The following is an 18384-nucleotide window of genomic DNA, read 5'->3' as shown; positions in this document are numbered from 1 at the left end:
CCAGTCGGGCACGCCGCCGAGCCTGGCTGCCGCCACGTCCGGACAGCCCGTCCGAACGGGCTGTCCGACCTCGTGGTCGTGGCCCTCCAGGCCGAGTTCCTCCTCGCACGCGTGACGCGACCCCGCCCCCGGGGCCGGGAACCACCGGGGGCGGGGTCGCCGTACCGGGTGCTACGGGTTGACGTTGATGGTGAACGTGCTCGTGCGGTTGCGGATGTTCTCCACGTTGTCGCTGAACCGCAGGTCGTGGAACGTCACCGAGCCGACCGCCGGGCCCTGGTTGGCCTCGGGCATCTCGTTCGCCCACAGGCCGATGCCGGACTTGGCCTGGAACCGGTCACCGCTCAGCCGCGCCCCGGAGATCGAGACATCGGTCAGGACGGTGTCCTGGATCGGGTTCTCCGGTGTCGACCCGTTGTACTTGGTCTGGAACATGATGCCCGCGTACGTCGGGTCGATGATGTCGACGTCGTTCACCCGGATGCCCCGGAACGGCGTGGAGGCCGAGAACATCCAGATGCCCGGGAACGTCTGCGCGCCCCAGAAGTGACCGCCCGTGCGGACCAGGGTGATCCCGCTGAACGTCGTCGGCTCGGGGCCGAAGCCGTTCATGGGGTAGCCGAAGTCCAGCGAGCTGATCGTGACACCGGAGTAGGTCAGCGTGTCGGCGACGTGGATGTTGCGGAACGTGTTGAGGAAGCCGCCGTAGACGGCCAGGCCCGCCGCGCGCCACGTGGTGAGCGAGGTCAGGTTCTCGTACACGTTGTTCTTCTCGTCCGCGCCGCCCGCGTCGATCGCCGAGAACAGCGCGAAGCTGTCGTCACCGGTCGAGCGCGCCTCGATGTTCTGCACGAGGTTGTCCGTGCTGCCGTTGGTCATGTTGACGCCGTCGGCGAACGTGTTGCGGATGCGCGAGTTCCTGATGGTCGTGAAGTCGGTGTTCGCGCCCCAGTACAGGCACACCACGTGCTCGGCCCAGATGTCGTCGATGGTGATCCGGGAGACGTTCGCGAAGTCGAACACCTTGCCGGGGCCGTCGATGCGGGACGTGTAGTTGCCGAAGAAGCCGAAGCCCCGGAACACCGAGCCGTTGACGGAGGACTCGGCGCGGAAGCCCGCGTCGGTGTTCTCCTGCGTGGTCGGCACGACGAACTTCGTGAACCACGGCCCGGCACCGACCACCTGCACCGGCTTGCCGTACACCTGGAACTTCTGCGCCGTGGTGTACGTGCCGGCCGGCAGGTACACGCCGAGCAGGTTGCCGCTGGTGTCCATGCGGAACCGGTCCAGCGCGTCCTGCACGTCCTGGTGGCCGAAGCCGGTCGGCGTGACGAACCGCGCCGGGTCGGGGTTGGCCTTGGCGACCGCGTTCTCGAAGTTCACGAAGTCGATGGCGTAGTCCGTGCCGTTCGCCGCGTCCTTCTGGAGCTTGATCCTCGTGCCCGCCGGGAAGGTCCCGTCGAGCATGGTGCTCGCCTCGTCGTAGATGTGCCGCGGACCGCCGGCGCTCGGCGAGTTGCCGGGGCTCGCCTCGTTGCCGTACAGCCAGGTGTGGCGCGAGTGCAGGTCGAGCGCCTTGTGGAAGGTGCCGTTGACGTAGACGTTGACGGTGGACGCGATGCCGCCGCCCCCCGCCGAGTCCGGGATGGAGAACCGGGTGACCAGGGTGTTGGTCGGCGCGGTGGTGGTGAACTCGACCGACTGGCCGGTGGCGTTCAGCGTGACCGCGCGCCGGCCGGACGCCTCGCCGGCGAGGTCGCCGATGACGCGGTTAGGGCCGATCCTGGTCGCCCCGCCCGCCGTGACGCCGTCCTCGGCCTCGACGTGCTGCCACGGCACGTTCGCGCCGCGGCCCACGAACAGGGACTGGTCGGTGCGGTTGTTGCCCTGCCGGGCCGCGATCTCGTTGGCGTCCACCGCGACCCGGGTGCGGACGGTGTGGTTGCCGTTCGCGGCCGTCCACGAACCCAGGGCGACCTGCGCGGACTGGCCCGGCTGGAGCACGCCCGCGTAGCTGCCGGTCAGCGTCCGCACGGTGCCGCCGGACCCGTCGAGGAGGGTCAGCGTGACGCCGTGCGCGCCGCCCGCGGTGGCGATCGAGCCGTCGTTGCGCAGGACCGCGGTGAACGCCGTGGCCTGGCCGTCGGACGGGTTGGTGGGCGACCAGCCGACCGAGGCGACCAGGTCCGAGCTGGGCACCGGCGTGACGACCAGTGCGGACGGGTGCAGGCGGGCGTTGTTCGCCTCGTCCTGCTCGACGACCTTCTTCGTCTCGTCGACCTTCGCCGCGTACTGGTAGGAGCCGGAGCCGCGCGGCCCGATGGCGGCCGTCGCGGTCGCCGACGCACCCGCCGCGAGCGCGCCCACCTGGGCGGTGCCGACCGCGTCGGAGCCGAGGAAGAACGTCACGTCGGTGGCCGCGGACGCCGCCGTGCCCGCGTTGCGCACGGTCGCCGACAGGGTGATGGCGCTCGTCTCGACCGGGCTGACCGGGGTGAACGACGTGCCGGTGACAGTCAGGTCCGGGTTGGGCGCGGCGGTGCCGAACACCTGGAACTCGGCGACCTGGCCGCCGGGCGCGCCGGTGTTGGACGCGATGCGCAGCCGCACGTCCGCGACGCGGGCGGTCAGCGGGATGGTCACCGCGTTGCCCGACGCCGGGTCGAACCGGTAGTCGCGCGCCGGCACCAGGTCCGTGAAGCCGGTCGCGCCCTGCTCGCGACCCAGGACCTGGACGTTCTGCGTGCGGGAGCCCCACGCGCTCGACGGGTTCAGCGTGACCGTGACCGAGCTGACGTCCGCGTTGGCGCCGAGCCGCGTGGTGAGCGTGCCCGGGTGGGCCGCGGCCTCCCAGTAGGTGTTCACGTCGTCGTCCACGGCGTTGGCCGCGACGAAGGTGAACGCGTGGGAGTCGGCAGTGGTGGGCTTGCCCTTGGCGAGGTTCGTGCCGGGCGGACCGGGGTTGCCGGGGCGGGTGACGCTCGCGCTCCGCGGCGACTGGTTGCCCGCCGCGTCCTTGGCGACCACCTGGTAGGTGACGGCGAGGCCGTCGGGCTGGGTGTCGGTGTAGGACAGCGCGCTGCCCGCCACGCTGGTGCGCAGCTGACCGTTGGCGTACACGTCGTAGCCGGTGACGCCGACGTCGTCGGTGGCCGCGTTCCAGGTGAGCCTGATCCGCCCGGACTGCGGGGTCGTGCACGCGAGGTTCGTCGGCGCGGTGGGCGCCTGCGTGTCGCCGCCCGACGAGCCGTGCAGCTCGAACTCGGAGATCTGCCCGGCGGGCCAGCCGCTGTTGCCGGTGATCAGCAGCCGCAGGTACCGCGTGGTGGTCGAGGTGAACTCGATGGTCGCGGTGTTGTTCGCGGACGGCTGGAAGGTGTGCTGCGCCGACGGCACGAGGTCGCTGAACGACGTGCCGTCCGCGCTGGTCTGCACGGCCAGCGTCTGCGTGCGCGCGCCCCAGCCGCCCAGCGGGGTCTTGAGCACCACCCGGTCGACCTTCACCGCCGCGCCGAGGTCCGCGCGCAGCCACTGCGGGAAGGCGTTGTTGGCGCTCTCCCAGTAGGTGGCCTGGTTGCCGTCACCGGCGTTGGGCGCCTGGTAGACGTCGGCGTGGCTGCTCGCGGTGTAGGTGGCGGGCAGCAGGGCCTGGGCGTCGACGACCCGGCGGACGTCGACCTCGGCCAGTTGCGCGCCCTCGTCCGCGCTGTTCGCGGTCACCTCGACCTGCACGAAGCGGACCAGCGTCGGGGCGACGTCGAACGTGACCCGGTTCCGCTCGGCGGGGCGGAAGGTGTGCGTGCCGGAGGGCACCAGGGTGGACAGGCCCTTGCCGTCGAGGCTGGTGCGGATGCTGAAGGTCTGGTCGCGCTCGCCGAAGTGCTCCGGCAGGGACAGCGCCACCTGGTCGATCCGGGTGGGTGCGCCGAGGTCGAGGCCGACGGACCGGGGCAGGGAGTCGGTCTGCCAGTAGGTGTTCGCGTCGTCGTCGTTCACCAGCGCGGCGGCGGGCGCGCCCTGGGCGACGGGGGAGATCGGGGTCAACGCGGTGAGGGACAGTGCGAGCAGGGAGGCGGTCAGGCGTGAACGAGCACGTGTCGTCGATGACATCGTCGTGCTGGCCCTTCTCGTCGGGCGGGTGGCCGTGGCAGGGGCGGAATCCCGACCACGCAGGGGTGGCGCGGCACGAACAGGGATTTCCCGGTTGTTGTTAGATCCTTCCGCTTACTTGTCATTTTTTTGCGGATCGAACTCGAAGAGTTGCAGAGGGCTCGGCGGGAAGTCAACGGGTCGGGAATGCCCGGCAAGCAGGTTTGCACCGTCCGGAGCAATCGTGCGGACGCCGTCGTCGCGGCCCGGGGGACCTAAACTCGACCACCTTGGGGAGGTGGCGGGTGAGCGACCCGAAGACGGCGTTCGCGCAAGCCCTGGCGGAGCTGCGCGGACGGGTGCCCGACCGGTCGGACGAGGCGGTGGCGAGGCGCGCGAGCGCGGTCGCCCTGCCGTCGGGGCGGCGGGTGCCGGTCAACGCCCGGCGGCTGGGGGAGTGGGTGGCAGGCCAGTCCGTGCCGCGCGACTTCGACGCCGTGCTGGCCGTGGCGATGGCGACCGGTGGCGTGACCGGGCCGGCCGCGCTGCGCGAGCTGTGGCGAGCCGCCCGACGGGGGTCGGGACGGGGAGGTCCGGAACAGCGGGAGCCCCGCGCCACCAGGGTCGTGGTCGGCCGGCCGCCCAGCGACGCGGCGGCGCTGCGCGACCGGCCGGTGCTGGCGCGGGCCGTGGACGACGCGCTGCGCGCCGAGGACGTCCGGCAGGTGCTGCTGACCGGGCCCGGCGGCGTCGGCAAGTCGCAGCTCGCGACCGCCGTGTTCCACCGGGCGCGGGCCGACGTGCTCGTGTGGGTGGGCGCGCGGACCAGGCAGTCCGTGCTCACCGGGTACGCCCGCGCCTGGCGCGCCCTGGTCGGGGCCGAGGCGGGCGCCGACGACGAGGCGCAGGCCGACCTGTTCCTGGACTGGCTGCGCACCACCACCACGCCCTGGCTGGTCGTGCTGGACGACGTGGACGACCTCGCGGAACCGGCCGGGCTGTGGCCCGCGGGGGACGCCGGGCGCAGCCTCGTCACCACCCGGCGGCGCGACGCGGCGTTGCTGCGCCCGGACGTGCGGGTCGTGCCGGTGGGCATGTTCGACCCCGACGAGGCCGCCGCCTACCTGTCCGCGCGGCTGTCGGTCGACCCCCGGCACAGCCCCGCGGAACTGGTCGCGCTCGCCGACGCGCTCGGCTGCTTCCCGCTGGCGCTGTCCCAGGCCGCCGCGTTCCTCATCGACACCGGCATCGGCGTGCGCGGCTACCTGGACCTGCTGGCCGACCGCCGGCAGCGGGTGGCCGACCTGTTCCCGCCGTCCTCGCCCGCCGACGAGCACGACGACACCGTCGCGGGCACCGTGCGACTGGCCGTCGAACGGGCGTCCACGCTGGCGGCCAACGCGCTCGACGTGCTCGGGCTCGTCGCCGTGCTCTCGCCCGACGGCGTCCCCGAGGCCGTGCTGCTCGACGGCGGGCGCAACCTGCTGGCGCTGCGGGCGCTGCACCGGCTCAACCTCGTCACCCACGTCGGCCGGGTGGAGGCGCACGCGCTCGTGCAGCGGGCGGTGCGCGACCTCGTGCCGGACCCGGCCGCCGTGGCCGCGGCGGCGGCCGACGCCCTCGAACGCGAGTGGGCCTCCGCCGACCCCGACACCGCGGCGGCCCTGCACCGCAACGCCGAGGTGCTGCGCGCCGTCGCGGGGGAGCACCTGTGGGACGGCGGCATGCACCCCGTGCTGCTCCGCCTCGCCCGGCACCTCGCCGCCATCGGCCGGCCCGCCGCCGCCCGCGACGTGGCCGTCGCGCTGCTCGCCCGCGCCGTCGAACCGCGCGACGTCGTCGTCCTGCGCACCGAGGTGGCCAGGTCCACCGGCGACCTCGGTGACACCACGACCGCGCTCGCCGACCTGACCGGGGTGCGCGCGCTGGCCGAACGCGACCTCGGCCGCGGCGACCTCGCGACCCTGTGGGCCCGCGAGCACCACGCCCGGTTCCTGATGGAGACCGGTCGGATCGAGGCCGCGCTGGCCGAGTTCACCGACCTGATCGCCGACGGCGGCCTGCCCGCCGCCCACCCGCTCGTGGTGGAGGCGGAGGACAACCGGGCGCTGTGCCTGGGCCTCGCGGGCGACGTCGACGGCGCCCGGGACGCGGCGACCGCGCTGGTGACCGTGCTGCGGACCGAACTGGGGCCGCGGCACCGGCAGACGCTGCGCGCCCTGGTCGGCCTCGGCCGGTGGATCGGCGAGACCGGTGACGCCCCCGCCGCCGTGGCGACCTACCGGGAAGCCGTCGAAGGACTGGAGGCCGTCGTCGGCCGGGGCGCGCACGACACGTTCATCGCCCGCCACAACCTGGCCTACTGGCGCGCCCTCGCGGGCGACCTGGACACCGCCATCGCCGAGTTCGACGACGCCGCGGCCGACGCGGAGCGCGCCCTGGGCGAGCGGCACCCCACGACCCTCACCTACCGGGGCAACCTGGCGTTCTGGCGCGGGGTGGCGGGCGACCCGCGGGCGGTGGAGCACCTCGCCGCCCTGCGCCGGGTCGTCGAGGACGTGTTCGGCCCCGACCACCCCCGCGTGCTGCGCACCCGGCAGCAGCGGGCGGACCTGCTGCACCGGGCCGGACGGCGGGCCGAGGCGGTCGACGAGCTGCGCGCCGTGCTGGTCGAGATGACGCGGGTGCAGGGGGAGAACCACCCGCGCACCCGCGAGGCCGCCGACCTGCTCGACGGCTGGACCGGGCGGTAGGCACGGCGACGGCGCCGCGCCCCTTCCGCGAGGGCGCGGCGCCGTCGTCCACCCGGCGGGGTCAGGTGCGGCGCACGATCACCCGCTGGAGCGCGATGAAGGCGAGCAGCAGCGCGCCGATCACGATCTTCGTCCACCACGAGGACAGCGTGCCCTCGAAGGAGATCAACGTCTGGATCGTGCCCAGCACCAGCACGCCCACCACCGAGCCGACCACGAACCCGACACCGCCCGACAGCAGGCTGCCGCCCACCACGACCGCCGCGATGGCGTCCAGCTCCATGCCCACCGCGTGCAGGCTGTAACCGGAGAGCATGTAGAGGCTGAACAGCAGACCGGCCAGTGCCGAGCAGAACCCGCTGATCACGTACACGCCGATCTTCACCCGGCCCGTGGCCAGGCCCATCAGCCGCGCCGACGACTCGCTGCCGCCCACCGCGTACACCGTGCGCCCGAACCGCGTCAGGTGCAGCACGTACACCGCCGCCAGCACCGCCGCCAGCGCGATCACCACGCCGTAGGTGATGGTCACCCCGCCCGGCAGCTCGATCGTCCCGGTCGCCAGGTCGCGGAACGTCGCGTCCTTGATGGAGACGGACTCCACGCTGATCACGAAGCACAGACCGCGCGCCAGGAACATGCCCGCCAGCGTCACGATGAACGGCTGCACGCCGAACCGGTGGATCACCCACCCCATCGCCAGGCCCAGCACCGAACCCACGGCCAGCACGGTCAGCACGGTCAGCCACGCCGGCCAGCCGGAGCGGAGCATCGCCGCCGCGATCATCGTGGACAGCGCCACCACCGAGCCCACCGACAGGTCGATGCCGCCGGTCAGGATCACGAACGTCATGCCCACCGCGAGCACGATCAGGAACGCGTTGTCGATGAACAGGTTCGCCACCACCTGCCCGGACGCGAACCCCTCGTAGCGCACCGAGCCGACGCCGAACGTCGCCACGAACACCACGAACGTGGCGATCACCGGCAGGAACCGCGTGGGCACCCCGCCCGGCTTGCGCGTCGTACCGGTGGTCGGCCCGCCCACCGGCGGTGCGGTCGTCGCCGTCATCGCAGAGCCACCCCTCGCCTCACCCGAATCCGAACCGGTGCCTGGAGCAGGCACACCGCGATCACCACGACCGCCTTGAACACCAGCGTGATCTCCGGCGCGATGCCCGCCGTGTACACGGTCGTGGTCAACGTCTGGATGATCAGCGCGCCCAGCAGCGTGCCGGTCAACGAGTACCGGCCGCCGGCCAGCGACGTGCCGCCGATGACCACGGCCAGGATCGCGTCCATCTCGATCCACAGACCGGCGTTGTTGGCGTCCGCCGCGCTCACGTTCGAACTGATCATCAGGCCCGCGATGCCCGCGCACAGCGCCGCGAACACGTAGACCGTCCAGATGATCGTGCGCGCCCGGACGCCCGCGAGCCTGCTGGCCTCGGGGTTCACGCCGACCGACTCGATCAGCATGCCCAGCGCCGTCTTGCGGGTCGTCAGCGCGACCAGGCCCAGCACCGCCAGGCTGATCAGGATCGCGATCGGCAGCACCACGAACCCCGCGCCCACCTGCCGGTAGGAGTCGTCGTTCACGGTGATGATCTGGCCCTCGGTGACCAGCATCGCGATACCGCGACCCGCCGTCATCAGCACCAGCGTCGCGATGATCGGCTGGATGCCCAGCACCGACACCAGGAACCCGTTCCACAGGCCCAGCACCGCGCACAGCACCAGCGCCAACCCCATGCCGACCCACGCGTTGCCGCCCGACGCGATGTGCGTGCACGTCACCGCGCCCGCGATGGCCGCCACCGCGCCCACCGACAGGTCGATGCCGCGGGTCGCGATCACCAGCGTCATGCCCAGCGCGATCAGCAGCGTCGGCGCGCCGTTGCGCAGGATGTCCACGAGGCTGCCGAACAACGCGCCGTCCTGCATGCGCAGCGCGAAGAACGACGGCGTCACCACCACGTTCACCAGCAGCAGCGCCACCAGCGCCAGCGCCGGCCAGAGCAGTCGGTTCTTCGTCACGAGGCCACCGCCTTGTCGATCGGCGTCACGACGACCTCGGCCTCGGCGGGCTCGTCGACCGACCCCGCGATCAGCTCCATCACGTCGTCCACGCCCGCGTCGCCGCCCAGTTCGGCGACCATCTTCCGGTCGCGCATCACGACCACCCGGTCCGCGATGCGGACCACCTCCTCCAACTCGGCGGAGATGAACACGACCGCCATGCCGCCGGCCGCCAGGTCTGCCACCACCTTCTGGATCTGCGCCTTCGCGCCGACGTCGATGCCGCGCGTCGGCTCGTCCAGGATCAACAGCCGGGGCTCGGTCACCAGCCACCGGGCCAGCAGCACCTTCTGCTGGTTGCCGCCGGACAGGGTGCCCACCACCGCGTCCGCGTCGGCGGGCCGGATGTCCAGCATCTCCACGTACTTCGCCACCAGCTCGTCGGCCTGCCTGCGCGGCACCGGCCGGGCCCAGCCGCGGGCCGCCTGGAGCGCCAGCACCAGGTTGTCCCGGATGGTCAGGTCCGCCACCACGCCCTCGGCCTTGCGGTCCTCCGAGGAGAACGCGATGCCCGCCCCGATCGCCGCGCGCGGCCCGGTCAGCCGCAGCGGCGTCCCGTCCACCAGCACCCGGCCCGAGTCGGCCTTGTCCGCGCCGAACAGCAGCCGCGCCACCTCCGTGCGCCCGGAACCGAGCAACCCGGCCAGGCCGACCACCTCGCCCGCGCGCACCTCCAGGTCGAACGGCGCCACCGACCCCTTGCGCCCCAGGCCCTGCGCCACGAGCAGCGGCTCGCCCGGCGTGTTGCCGGACCGGTGCTCGATCTCCTCCAGCACGCCCATCTCGCGCCCCAGCATCGCCGACACCAGGTCGATCCGGCTGAACGAGGCGGTCATGTGCTCACCGACCAGCCGGCCGTTGCGCAGGACCGTCATCCGGTCGGAGATCTCGTACACCTGGTCCAGGAAGTGCGTCACGAACAGCACCGCGACGCCCTCGTCGCGCAGCACCCGGATGATCCGGAACAGCTCCGCCACCTCGTCGGCGTCCAGGCTGGAGGTCGGCTCGTCGAGCACCAGGACCCGGGCGTCCACGGCGACCGCGCGCGCGATGGCCACCAGCTGCTGCACCGCGATCGGGTGACTGCCCAGGACCGAGCCCGGGTCGATGCGCAGCCCGATGCGCGCCAGCAGCTCCGCCGAGCGCCTGCGCATGCCCCTGCCGTCGATCCGGCCGAACTTCCGGGGCTCGCGCCCGAGGAGGATGTTCTCCGCCACGGTCAGGTTCGCGCAGAGGTTCACCTCCTGGTAGACGGTGCTGATCCCGGCCGCCTGCGCCTGCGCGGGTCCGGCGAACGACACCGGTTGCCCCGCGTGGCGGATCTCGCCCGCGGCGAGCGGGTGCACGCCCGTCAGCGCCTTGATGAGCGTGGACTTGCCCGCTCCGTTCTCGCCCATCAGGGCGTGGACCTCGCCGGGGAACAGCCGGAAGTCCACCTCTTGCAGTGCCTTCACACCGGGGAACTCCACCGAGATGCCCCGCATGTCGACGACCGGCTCGGTCACCGGACAACTCCCCTCACACGCTGGGTGCGGTCCCCGCCACCACACCCGGAGGGTGGCGGGGACCGCGGTCTGTGATCAGTGCTCGCGGGTCAGTACTTGCGCTCCGGGAGCGCGGCCTTGGCCTGCTCCGAGGTGAACGTCGTCTCCTCGGTGACCACCCGCGGCGGCACCTCCTCGCCGGCGACGACCTTCTTCGCCAGTTCCATCAGCTGCTTGCCCAGCAGCGGGTTGCACTCGACGATGAAGTTGATCTCGCCGGCGGCCAGCGCGGTCATGCCGTCCTTCACCGCGTCCACCGTGATGATCTTGATGTCCTTGCCGGGCACCTTGCCCGCTGCCTTGATCGCCTCGATCGCACCCAGGCCCATGTCGTCGTTGTGCGCGTAGACCACGTCGATCTGCGGCACCGACTTCAGGAACGCCTCCATGACCTGCTTGCCGCCCGAGCGGGTGAAGTCACCGGTCTGCGTGGCGACGATCTTCAGGTCCGTGCCCGCGATGGCGTCCTCGAAGCCCTTCTTGCGGTCGATCGCCGGCGCCGCGCCCGTCGTGCCCTGGAGCTCGACGACGTTCTTCGCGCCCGCCGCGTTCTCCTTCAGCCACTCGCCGGCCTTCTTGCCCTCCTCGATGAAGTCCGAGCCGAGGAAGGTCTTGTAGAGCGAGGTGTCGTCCGAGTCGACCGCGCGGTCGGTCAGGATCACCGGGATGTTCGCGCGCTTGGCCTCCAGCAGGACGGTGTCCCAGCCGGTCTCCACCACCGGGCTGAAGGCGATGACGTCCACCTTCTGCTGGATGTAGGAGCGGATCGCCTTGATCTGGTTCTCCTGCTTCTGCTGCGCGTCGGAGAACTTCAGGTCGACCCCGGCCGCGGCGGCCTCCTCCTGGATCGACTTGGTGTTCGCGGTGCGCCAACCGCTCTCGGCGCCCACCTGGGCGAAGCCCATGGTGATCTTGCCGTCGTCGGCGCCCGAGGAGCCGGCGTCCCCGGACCCACCGGAGCCGCACGCGGTCAGCGCGGCCAACAGGACCGCGCTGGCGGCGGTCGCGATCTTCTTCAGCACTGGTCTTCCTCCGTGTGTGCCCGAGACACTGGCGGGGCGGCGAACCGCGTGACCGTGGTCACCTGGGCCACAAGGGTGAGCGTTCACAATCGGGACGTCAACCCCCTGGAAACAACAACTTTGCACGCTTGACATGTTCGTCAGAACGGTCGTATGTTAGCGCTCACTTTTGTGACTCAGCGCACGTCAACACCCGGACGTCCTGTTCACCACGCGGCCCCGTGCCGCGCGCAAGACGAGAGCGACGCCCCCATGCTTCCCCTGCGTCCCGTCAGACTCCAGCCCTCGCGGCCCGTCTTCGCGGCCGGTGACCGCCTGACCGATTCAGTGAACCGGTCCGCCACATCCGGCCACCCCGCTCCGGCCGGTCATCCCACTCCGGCCGGCCGGCCGGAGTCGACCCGCCGGACCGCGTTCGCCCGGCGCCGCGCCGCCCTCCCGGTCGCGGCGCTGGTCACCGCGCTGATCGCGGCCGTGGTCGCCCCGGCCGCCTCGGCCGCCGGCGTGACCGACGGACTCGTCCTGCACTACCCCCTCACCGAGACCGCCGGCACCGTCGCGACCGACGCCTCCGGTGGCGGCCGGGCCGCCACCATCGTCGGAGACGCCACGCCCTCCGGCGCCGACGGCCTCCGCCTCGGCGGCGTCGACGGGCACGTCGACCTGCCCGACGACCTGCTGCGCGGCCTGACCGACGTCTCCGTCTCGATCCAGGTCCGGATCGACGCCGACCAGTCCACGCCCTACTTCATCTGGGGCCTCGGCAACTCGTCGGGCAGCACGGGCAACGGCTACCTCTTCACCACGGGCAACGCCTACCGCACCTCCATCGCCACCGGCAACTGGTCCACCGAGCAGACCACCACGGCCGGGCGCGACCTCGCCAGGGGCGTCTGGAAGACGCTCACCTACACGTTGGCCGGCGGCACCGCCGTGCTCTACGAGGACGGTGTCGAAGTCGGCCGCAAGACCGACGTCACCACCACCCCGGCCGCCATCGGCAACGGCACCACGACCGCCAACCACCTCGGCCGTTCGGTCTACAGCGGGGACCGCCGCCTCAAGGGCGCCATCCGCGACTTCCGCCTCTACGACCGCGCGCTCACCCCCGCCGAGGTGCACGAGCTGGGCTTCGTGCCCGACCAGGAGAAGGCCCGCCGAGACCTGGCCGCCCTCGACCTCGGCGACCTGTCCGCCGTCACCGCGAACCTCACCCTGCCGACGACCGGCCCCTACGGCTCGACCATCACCTGGCACAGCGGCGACCCCCGGTACGTGACCGCCACCGGCTCCGTCACCCGCCCCGCGCCCGGCAGCCGCCCGGAAACCGTCACCCTCACCGCGTCGGCGCACGGCCTGGCCCGTGCCTTCACGGTCACCGTCCTTCCCGAGCAGACCGACCGCCAGAAGGTCGACGAGGCCGCCGCCGCGCTGACCGTGTGGAACGCCTCCGACGTCCGCGGCAACCTCACCCTCCCCACCACCGGCCTGCACGGCACCGAGGTGTCCTGGAAGTCGACGAAGAAGAAGGTCGTCACCGAGACCGGCGAGGTCACCCGACCCGCGCACGGCGAGAGCGCCGAACGCGTCACCCTCACCGCGACCGTCGAGAGCGGCCACAAGCAGGCCAAGCGCCGCTTCGACCTCACCGTGACCCCCCTGCCGCAGCCACAGGACTACGAGGGCTACCTCTTCGGCTACTTCACCGGCGAGGGCACCGCGACCGGCGAGCAGGTCTACTTCGCCGCCAGCCGGGGCAACGACGCGCTGAAGTGGGACGAGCTCAACCGGGGCAACCCGGTGCTCACCTCCTCCCAGGGAGACAAGGGCGTCCGCGACCCGTTCATCATCCGCTCACCCGAGGGCGACAGGTTCTTCCTCATCGCCACCGACCTGAAGATGCACGGGAACGGCAACTGGGACCTCGTGCAGCGCAAGGGCAGCCGCCACATCGAGGTGTGGGAATCCACGGACCTCGTGAACTGGTCGCAGCAGCGCCACGTCCAGGTCTCCCCGGAGACCGCGGGCAACACGTGGGCACCCGAGGCGTACTACGACGACAGCATCGGCGCGTACGTCGTCTTCTGGGCGTCGAAGCTCTACGCCGAAGACGACCCGGGGCACACGGGCAACACCTACAACAAGATGCTGTACGCGACCACCCGCGACTTCCGCACCTTCACCGAGCCGCAGGTCTGGGTGGACCCCGGCTACTCGGTGATCGACTCGACCGTGATCAAGCACGGCACGGAGTACTACCGGTTCACCAAGGACGAGCGGAACAACACCTCCTCCACGCCGTGCAGCAAGTTCATCCTGGCCGAGCGGTCCACCGAGCTGCGCGACACCTCCTACGACTTCGTGGCCGACTGCATCGGCAAGGGCTCGATCCGGCAGGGCGAGGGGCCCACGGTCTTCAAGTCCAACACCGAGGACAAGTGGTACCTGTTCATCGACGAGTTCGGCGGACGCGGCTACGTGCCCTTCGAGACCACCGACCTGACCTCCGGGCAGTGGCGGATGTCGACCGACTACCAACTACCCAGCCGTCCCCGGCACGGCACCGTCCTGCCGGTCACCAAGGCGGAGCTGGACCGCGTCCGGGCCGCCTACCCGTGAACCGGCGATCGGACGAGCACCTCAGCCGGTGGCCGGCCCGACCGGGTGGAGCGTGCGCGCGTGATGTGACGGGTCCCCACGAAGGGATTGGGTTGTGAGATCTCGTTCTCTGACACTGCTGCCCGCCGTGCTGGCGGTAGCCCTCGCCGTGCCGGCGCTCAGCCCCGCCTCGGCGGCCGGCGGGGGCGGGTACGCGTTGCCCGGCTTCGCCGCGCAGGCGGCGGCCCGGACCGACTACACCATCGGCATCGACCCGCAGGCCAAGGGCGCCTCGATCGACGACACCATGTACGGCGTCTTCTTCGAGGACATCAACCGGGCCGCCGACGGCGGGCTCTACGCCGAACTGGTGCAGAACCGGTCGTTCGAGTACGACCCGGCCGACAACGCCGGCTACACACCCCTCACCGGCTGGGCGCCGACCGGCGGCACGCTCGACGTGGTCGACGACGACGCGCGGCTCAACGAGCGCAACCGGCGCCACCTCAAGCTCGGCCTGCCCGCCGGGGTCGTCAACGCGGGCTACAACTCCGGCATCAACGTCGAGCGCGACGAGAAGTACGACTTCTCCGCCTGGGCGCGCACCGACCAGGCGGCGGGCACGCCGCTCACCGTCGGCCTCACCGACCCCGCGGGCAAGGAGCTGGCGCCGGGGCTGAAGATCCAGGTGCGCGGCGACGGCTGGACCAAGTACACCGGCACCTTCCGCGCACGCGAGTCGTCCACCACCGGCAGGCTGCTCGTCGCCGGCGGGGGAACGGGCACCCTGCGGCTGGACATGGTCTCGCTCATGCCGCAGGACACCTACAAGGGCCACGGCCTGCGCAAGGACCTCGCCGAGAAGATCGCCGCCCTCAAGCCCGGCTTCGTCCGCTTCCCCGGCGGCTGCCTGGTCAACACCGGCAGCCACTACGGGTACGACGCCTCGACCGGCTACGAGCGCAAGCGCTCGTACCAGTGGAAGGACACCATCGGCCCGGTCGAGGAGCGCGCCACCAACGCCAACTTCTGGGGCTACAACCAGTCCTACGGCCTCGGCTACTACGAGTACTTCCAGTTCGCCGAGGACATCGGCGCCATGCCGCTGCCCGTGGTGCCCGCGCTCGTCACCGGCTGCGGCCAGAACCGCGCCACCGACGACCCGGCGCTGCTCCAGCGGCACATCCAGGACACGCTGGACCTGATCGAGTTCGCCAACGGACCGGCCGACTCGACCTGGGGCCGCAAGCGCGCCGAGATGGGCCACCCGGCGCCGTTCGGGCTGACGCACCTCGGCGTGGGCAACGAGGAGAACCTGCCCGAGGCGTTCTTCGGCAACTTCACGCGGTTCCGGGCGGCGATCGAGGCCAGGTACCCCGAGGTCACCGTGGTGAGCAACTCCGGCCCGGACGACACGGGCGCCACCTTCGACCGGCTCTGGCAGCTCAACCGCGACGCCGGTGTCGAGATGGTCGACGAGCACTACTACAACAGCCCGAGCTGGTTCCTGGAGAACAACGACCGCTACGACTCCTACGACCGCAACGGACCGAAGGTCTTCCTCGGCGAGTACGCCTCGCAGGACAACAGGTTCGCCAACGCCCTCGCCGAGGCCGCCTTCATGACCGGCCTGGAGCGCAACGCCGACGTGGTGAAGCTCGCCTCCTACGCGCCGCTGCTGTCCAACGAGGACTACGTGCAGTGGCGGCCGGACATGATCTGGTTCGACAACGACGCCTCGTGGGGGTCGGCGTCCTACGAGGTGCAGAAGCTGTTCATGAACAACGTGGGCGACCACGTCGTGAAGAGCACGGCCTCCGGCACCCCGTGGAGCCCCGAACCGATCACCGGCGCCATCGGCCTCTCCTCCTGGGCCACCTCGGTCGCCTACGACGACGTGAAGGTCACGGCCGCGGACGGGCGCGAGCTGTTCGCGGACGACTTCTCCGGCGACGCGAGCCGGTGGACCGGCAACGGCACGGGCGACTGGGGCGTGGTGGACGGCGCGTACGTGCAGGCCGACACCGGCGTCACGAACCCCCTGGTCACCGCGGGCGACCCCACCTGGCGCGACTTCACGTTCAGCGTCAAGGCCACCAAGCGCTCCGGCAGCGAGGGCTTCCTGATCCCCTTCGCGGTCAACGGCGGCGGCAACCCGTTCTGGTGGAACCTCGGCGGCTGGAACAACACCCGGTCCGCCGTGGACGGCGGCAACTCCTCGCGCGTCTTCCACTCGGACGACACCACCATCGAGACCGGCCGCACCTACGACCTGCGGGTCGAGGTGCGTGGCCGCACCGTGAAGCTCTTCATCGACGGGCGGAAGTGGGCCGAGTTCGCCGACGACACCAACCGGGCTCCCGAACCCTTCCGCCAGGTGGTCACCCGCGACCAGAAGACCGGCGAGCTGATCCTCAAGGTGGTCAACGCGCAGGCGAACGCCGCCCGCACGAAGGTCGACCTCGGCGCCGGCACCTGGGTCCTGCCCGCTGCGGAGGCGACGGTGCTGGAAGGCCTGCCGGACGACGTGAACACGGAGTTCACCCGGCCCGTGAAGGCGCGCAAGGCCCAGGTGCGGGTCTCGTCCGCCTTCACCCACACCTTCCCGCCCCACTCGGTGACCTTCTTGCGGCTCAAGGACAAACGACGCTGACCGAACCCGCACCGGGATTTTCATGAAGTCCAAGGTATGGAACATCTGTTCGAACGTCATCGACCCGCGAGCATGATCACCACATCGGGTGACCGGCCGGGTGGCGACCGAGAGGAGCCGTCGTGAGTCTCGACCGCAGGTCCCTGTTCCGCGCCGGCGGCGCGCTGGCCGTGGCGGGCACCCTGCCCGCCTCGGCGGCCGCCGCCTCCGCGCGGCAGCAGGAGCGCGTCCCGGCGCAGGCGGCCGACCTGCCCACCCGCAACCCCCTGGTGGAGCAGCGCGCCGACCCGTTCATCACCACGCCCGTGGACGGCATGTACTACCTGACCGGCTCCGTGCCCGAGTACGACCGGGTCGTCGTCCGCGGCGCGTCCACCCTGGACGGCCTGGCCACGGCCCGCGAGCGCACGATCTGGCGACGGCCCGCGTCCGGGAGGATGGGCGGCTACATCTGGGCCCCGGAGCTGCACCGCGTCGACGGGCGGTGGTACGTCTACTTCGCCGCGGGCGACTCCGACGAGCCGTTCCGCATCCGCACCTACGTGCTGGAGTCGGACAAGGCCGACCCGCGAGAGGACGGGTGGGTGCTCAAGGGGCAGGTGGTCACCGCCTGGGACACCTTCACGCTCGACGCGACCACGTTCGAGCACCGGGGCAAGCGGTACTTCCTGTGGGCGCAGAGCGAGCCCGGCATCGCGACCAACAGCAACCTCTACATCGCCGAGATGGCCACGCCGCTGGAGCTCGGGAGCGCACCCGTGCGCATCGCCGTGCCCACCCTGCCCTGGGAGGTCCAGGGCTTCAAGGTGAACGAGGGACCGGCGGTGCTCGTCCGCAACGGCCGGGTGTTCGTGACCTTCTCGGCCAGCGCCACCGACGCCCGCTACTGCATGGGCCTGCTCACCGCCGACGAGAACGCGAACCTGCTCGACGCGCGCTCGTGGACCAAGTCGCCGAACCCGGTCTTCACGACGAACGACGCGACGCGGCAGTACGGCCCCGGGCACAACTCGTTCACCACCGTCGGCGACCAGGACGTGCTGGTCTACCACGCCCGCGACTACCGGGACATCACCGGCGACCCGCTGTTCGACCCGAACCGGCACACCCGCGTGCAGAAGGTGCACTGGAACGACGACGGCACGCCGGGCTTCGGGGTGCCCGTCGGCGAGGGCGGGCCGGTGGTGCGGTTGTCGCCGGTCGACTCGCCCCGGCTGGTCGTGCGGCACCACGACTACCGGCTGCGCGTCGACGGCGACGTGCGCGAGCTCGGCGACTCGCAGTTCCGCCTCGTCGACGGGTTCCTGGGCGCGGGCACGACGGCCGTGCAGTCGGTGAACTTCCCGGACCGGTACGCGCGGGTGGACGGCGCGTCGTTGCGCGTCGACCCGTACGAGGACTCCGACGCCTACGGGCGGACGGCGTCGTTCGTGCGGGTGGCGGGTCTGGCCGGCCGCGACGGCGTGTCGCTGCGGTTGGCCGCGGACCCGGCCCGGTACGTCGCGCACGACGGGGTCGGGCGCCTGGTGCTCACCGCGCCGGGCAACGACCGGGGCGCGCGCGAGCGGGCGACTTTCCGCCTCGGCTGATGCGCGTCCTGACCGCCCGGGGACGGTCTCTGGTGGACAATGGTCAGGAGAGCACCT

The 18384-nt window shown here is 71.6% G+C and carries 9 protein-coding genes; 4 read left to right on the top strand and 5 right to left on the bottom strand.

Annotated elements, in window-relative coordinates:
• Positions 1 to 171: 171 nt before the first annotated feature.
• Positions 172 to 4110, bottom strand: a complete 3939-nt coding sequence (locus CKY47_RS09230) for a discoidin domain-containing protein (RefSeq protein ID WP_306745259.1) — start codon at positions 4108 to 4110, stop codon at positions 172 to 174.
• 284 nt (positions 4111 to 4394) lie between these two features.
• Here CKY47_RS09230 and CKY47_RS09225 point away from each other — a divergent pair, with 284 nt between their 5' ends.
• Positions 4395 to 6842: a tetratricopeptide repeat protein gene (locus tag CKY47_RS09225; protein ID WP_306745258.1), complete on the top strand. Its 2448-nt coding sequence runs from the start codon at positions 4395 to 4397 to the stop codon at positions 6840 to 6842.
• A gap of 61 nt (positions 6843 to 6903) precedes the next feature.
• Here the strand turns inward: CKY47_RS09225 and yjfF are convergent, their stop codons facing one another.
• The 4 genes from yjfF to CKY47_RS09205 form a co-directional block, all read right to left on the bottom strand.
• A complete protein-coding gene (gene yjfF, locus CKY47_RS09220) occupies positions 6904 to 7914 on the bottom strand; it encodes a galactofuranose ABC transporter, permease protein YjfF (protein ID WP_306745257.1) in 1011 nt (336 codons plus the stop codon).
• On the bottom strand, positions 7911 to 8879 hold the full coding sequence (locus CKY47_RS09215; protein WP_306745256.1) for an ABC transporter permease: 969 nt from the start codon (positions 8877 to 8879) through the stop codon (positions 7911 to 7913). Before CKY47_RS09215 ends, yjfF begins: the two co-directional genes overlap by 4 nt.
• Entirely contained in the window at positions 8876 to 10405 is a 1530-nt protein-coding gene (locus CKY47_RS09210; RefSeq protein WP_306745547.1) for a sugar ABC transporter ATP-binding protein, read from the bottom strand. Before CKY47_RS09210 ends, CKY47_RS09215 begins: the two co-directional genes overlap by 4 nt.
• 110 nt (positions 10406 to 10515) lie before the next feature.
• Positions 10516 to 11487, bottom strand: coding sequence for an ABC transporter substrate-binding protein (locus CKY47_RS09205; RefSeq protein ID WP_306745255.1), 972 nt, complete (start codon positions 11485 to 11487; stop codon positions 10516 to 10518).
• Positions 11488 to 11814: 327 nt separating this feature from the next.
• Here CKY47_RS09205 and CKY47_RS09200 point away from each other — a divergent pair, with 327 nt between their 5' ends.
• The 3 genes from CKY47_RS09200 (at position 11815) to CKY47_RS09190 (ending at position 18327) form a co-directional block, all read left to right on the top strand.
• A complete protein-coding gene (locus CKY47_RS09200) occupies positions 11815 to 14106 on the top strand; it encodes an immunoglobulin-like domain-containing protein (RefSeq protein WP_306745254.1) in 2292 nt (763 codons plus the stop codon).
• 94 nt (positions 14107 to 14200) lie between these two features.
• On the top strand, positions 14201 to 16738 hold the full coding sequence (locus CKY47_RS09195; RefSeq protein ID WP_306745253.1) for an alpha-L-arabinofuranosidase family protein: 2538 nt from the start codon (positions 14201 to 14203) through the stop codon (positions 16736 to 16738).
• Between the two features lie 122 nt (positions 16739 to 16860).
• The gene (locus CKY47_RS09190) at positions 16861 to 18327 is read left to right on the top strand and encodes a family 43 glycosylhydrolase (RefSeq protein WP_306745252.1); all 1467 of its coding nucleotides are present in this window, start codon (positions 16861 to 16863) and stop codon (positions 18325 to 18327) included.
• Positions 18328 to 18384: the final 57 nt, after the last annotated feature.

The organism is Saccharothrix longispora (genome assembly GCF_030852425.1).
Lineage (GTDB): Bacteria > Actinomycetota > Actinomycetes > Mycobacteriales > Pseudonocardiaceae > Actinosynnema > Actinosynnema longispora.
Note: the sequence above shows the minus strand (reverse complement) of the source record. Positions and strands in the feature narration are given on the sequence as shown.

Bases quoted from the DNA above. Each gene is read 5' to 3' on its own strand.
- CKY47_RS09230 (WP_306745259.1), bottom strand. From the start codon at position 4,110: ATGTCATCGACGACACGTGCTCGTTCACGCCTGACCGCCTCCCTGCTC.
- yjfF (WP_306745257.1), bottom strand. From the start codon at position 7,914: ATGACGGCGACGACCGCACCGCCGGTGGGCGGGCCGACCACCGGTACG.
- CKY47_RS09210 (WP_306745547.1), bottom strand. From the start codon at position 10,405: ATGCGGGGCATCTCGGTGGAGTTCCCCGGTGTGAAGGCACTGCAAGAG.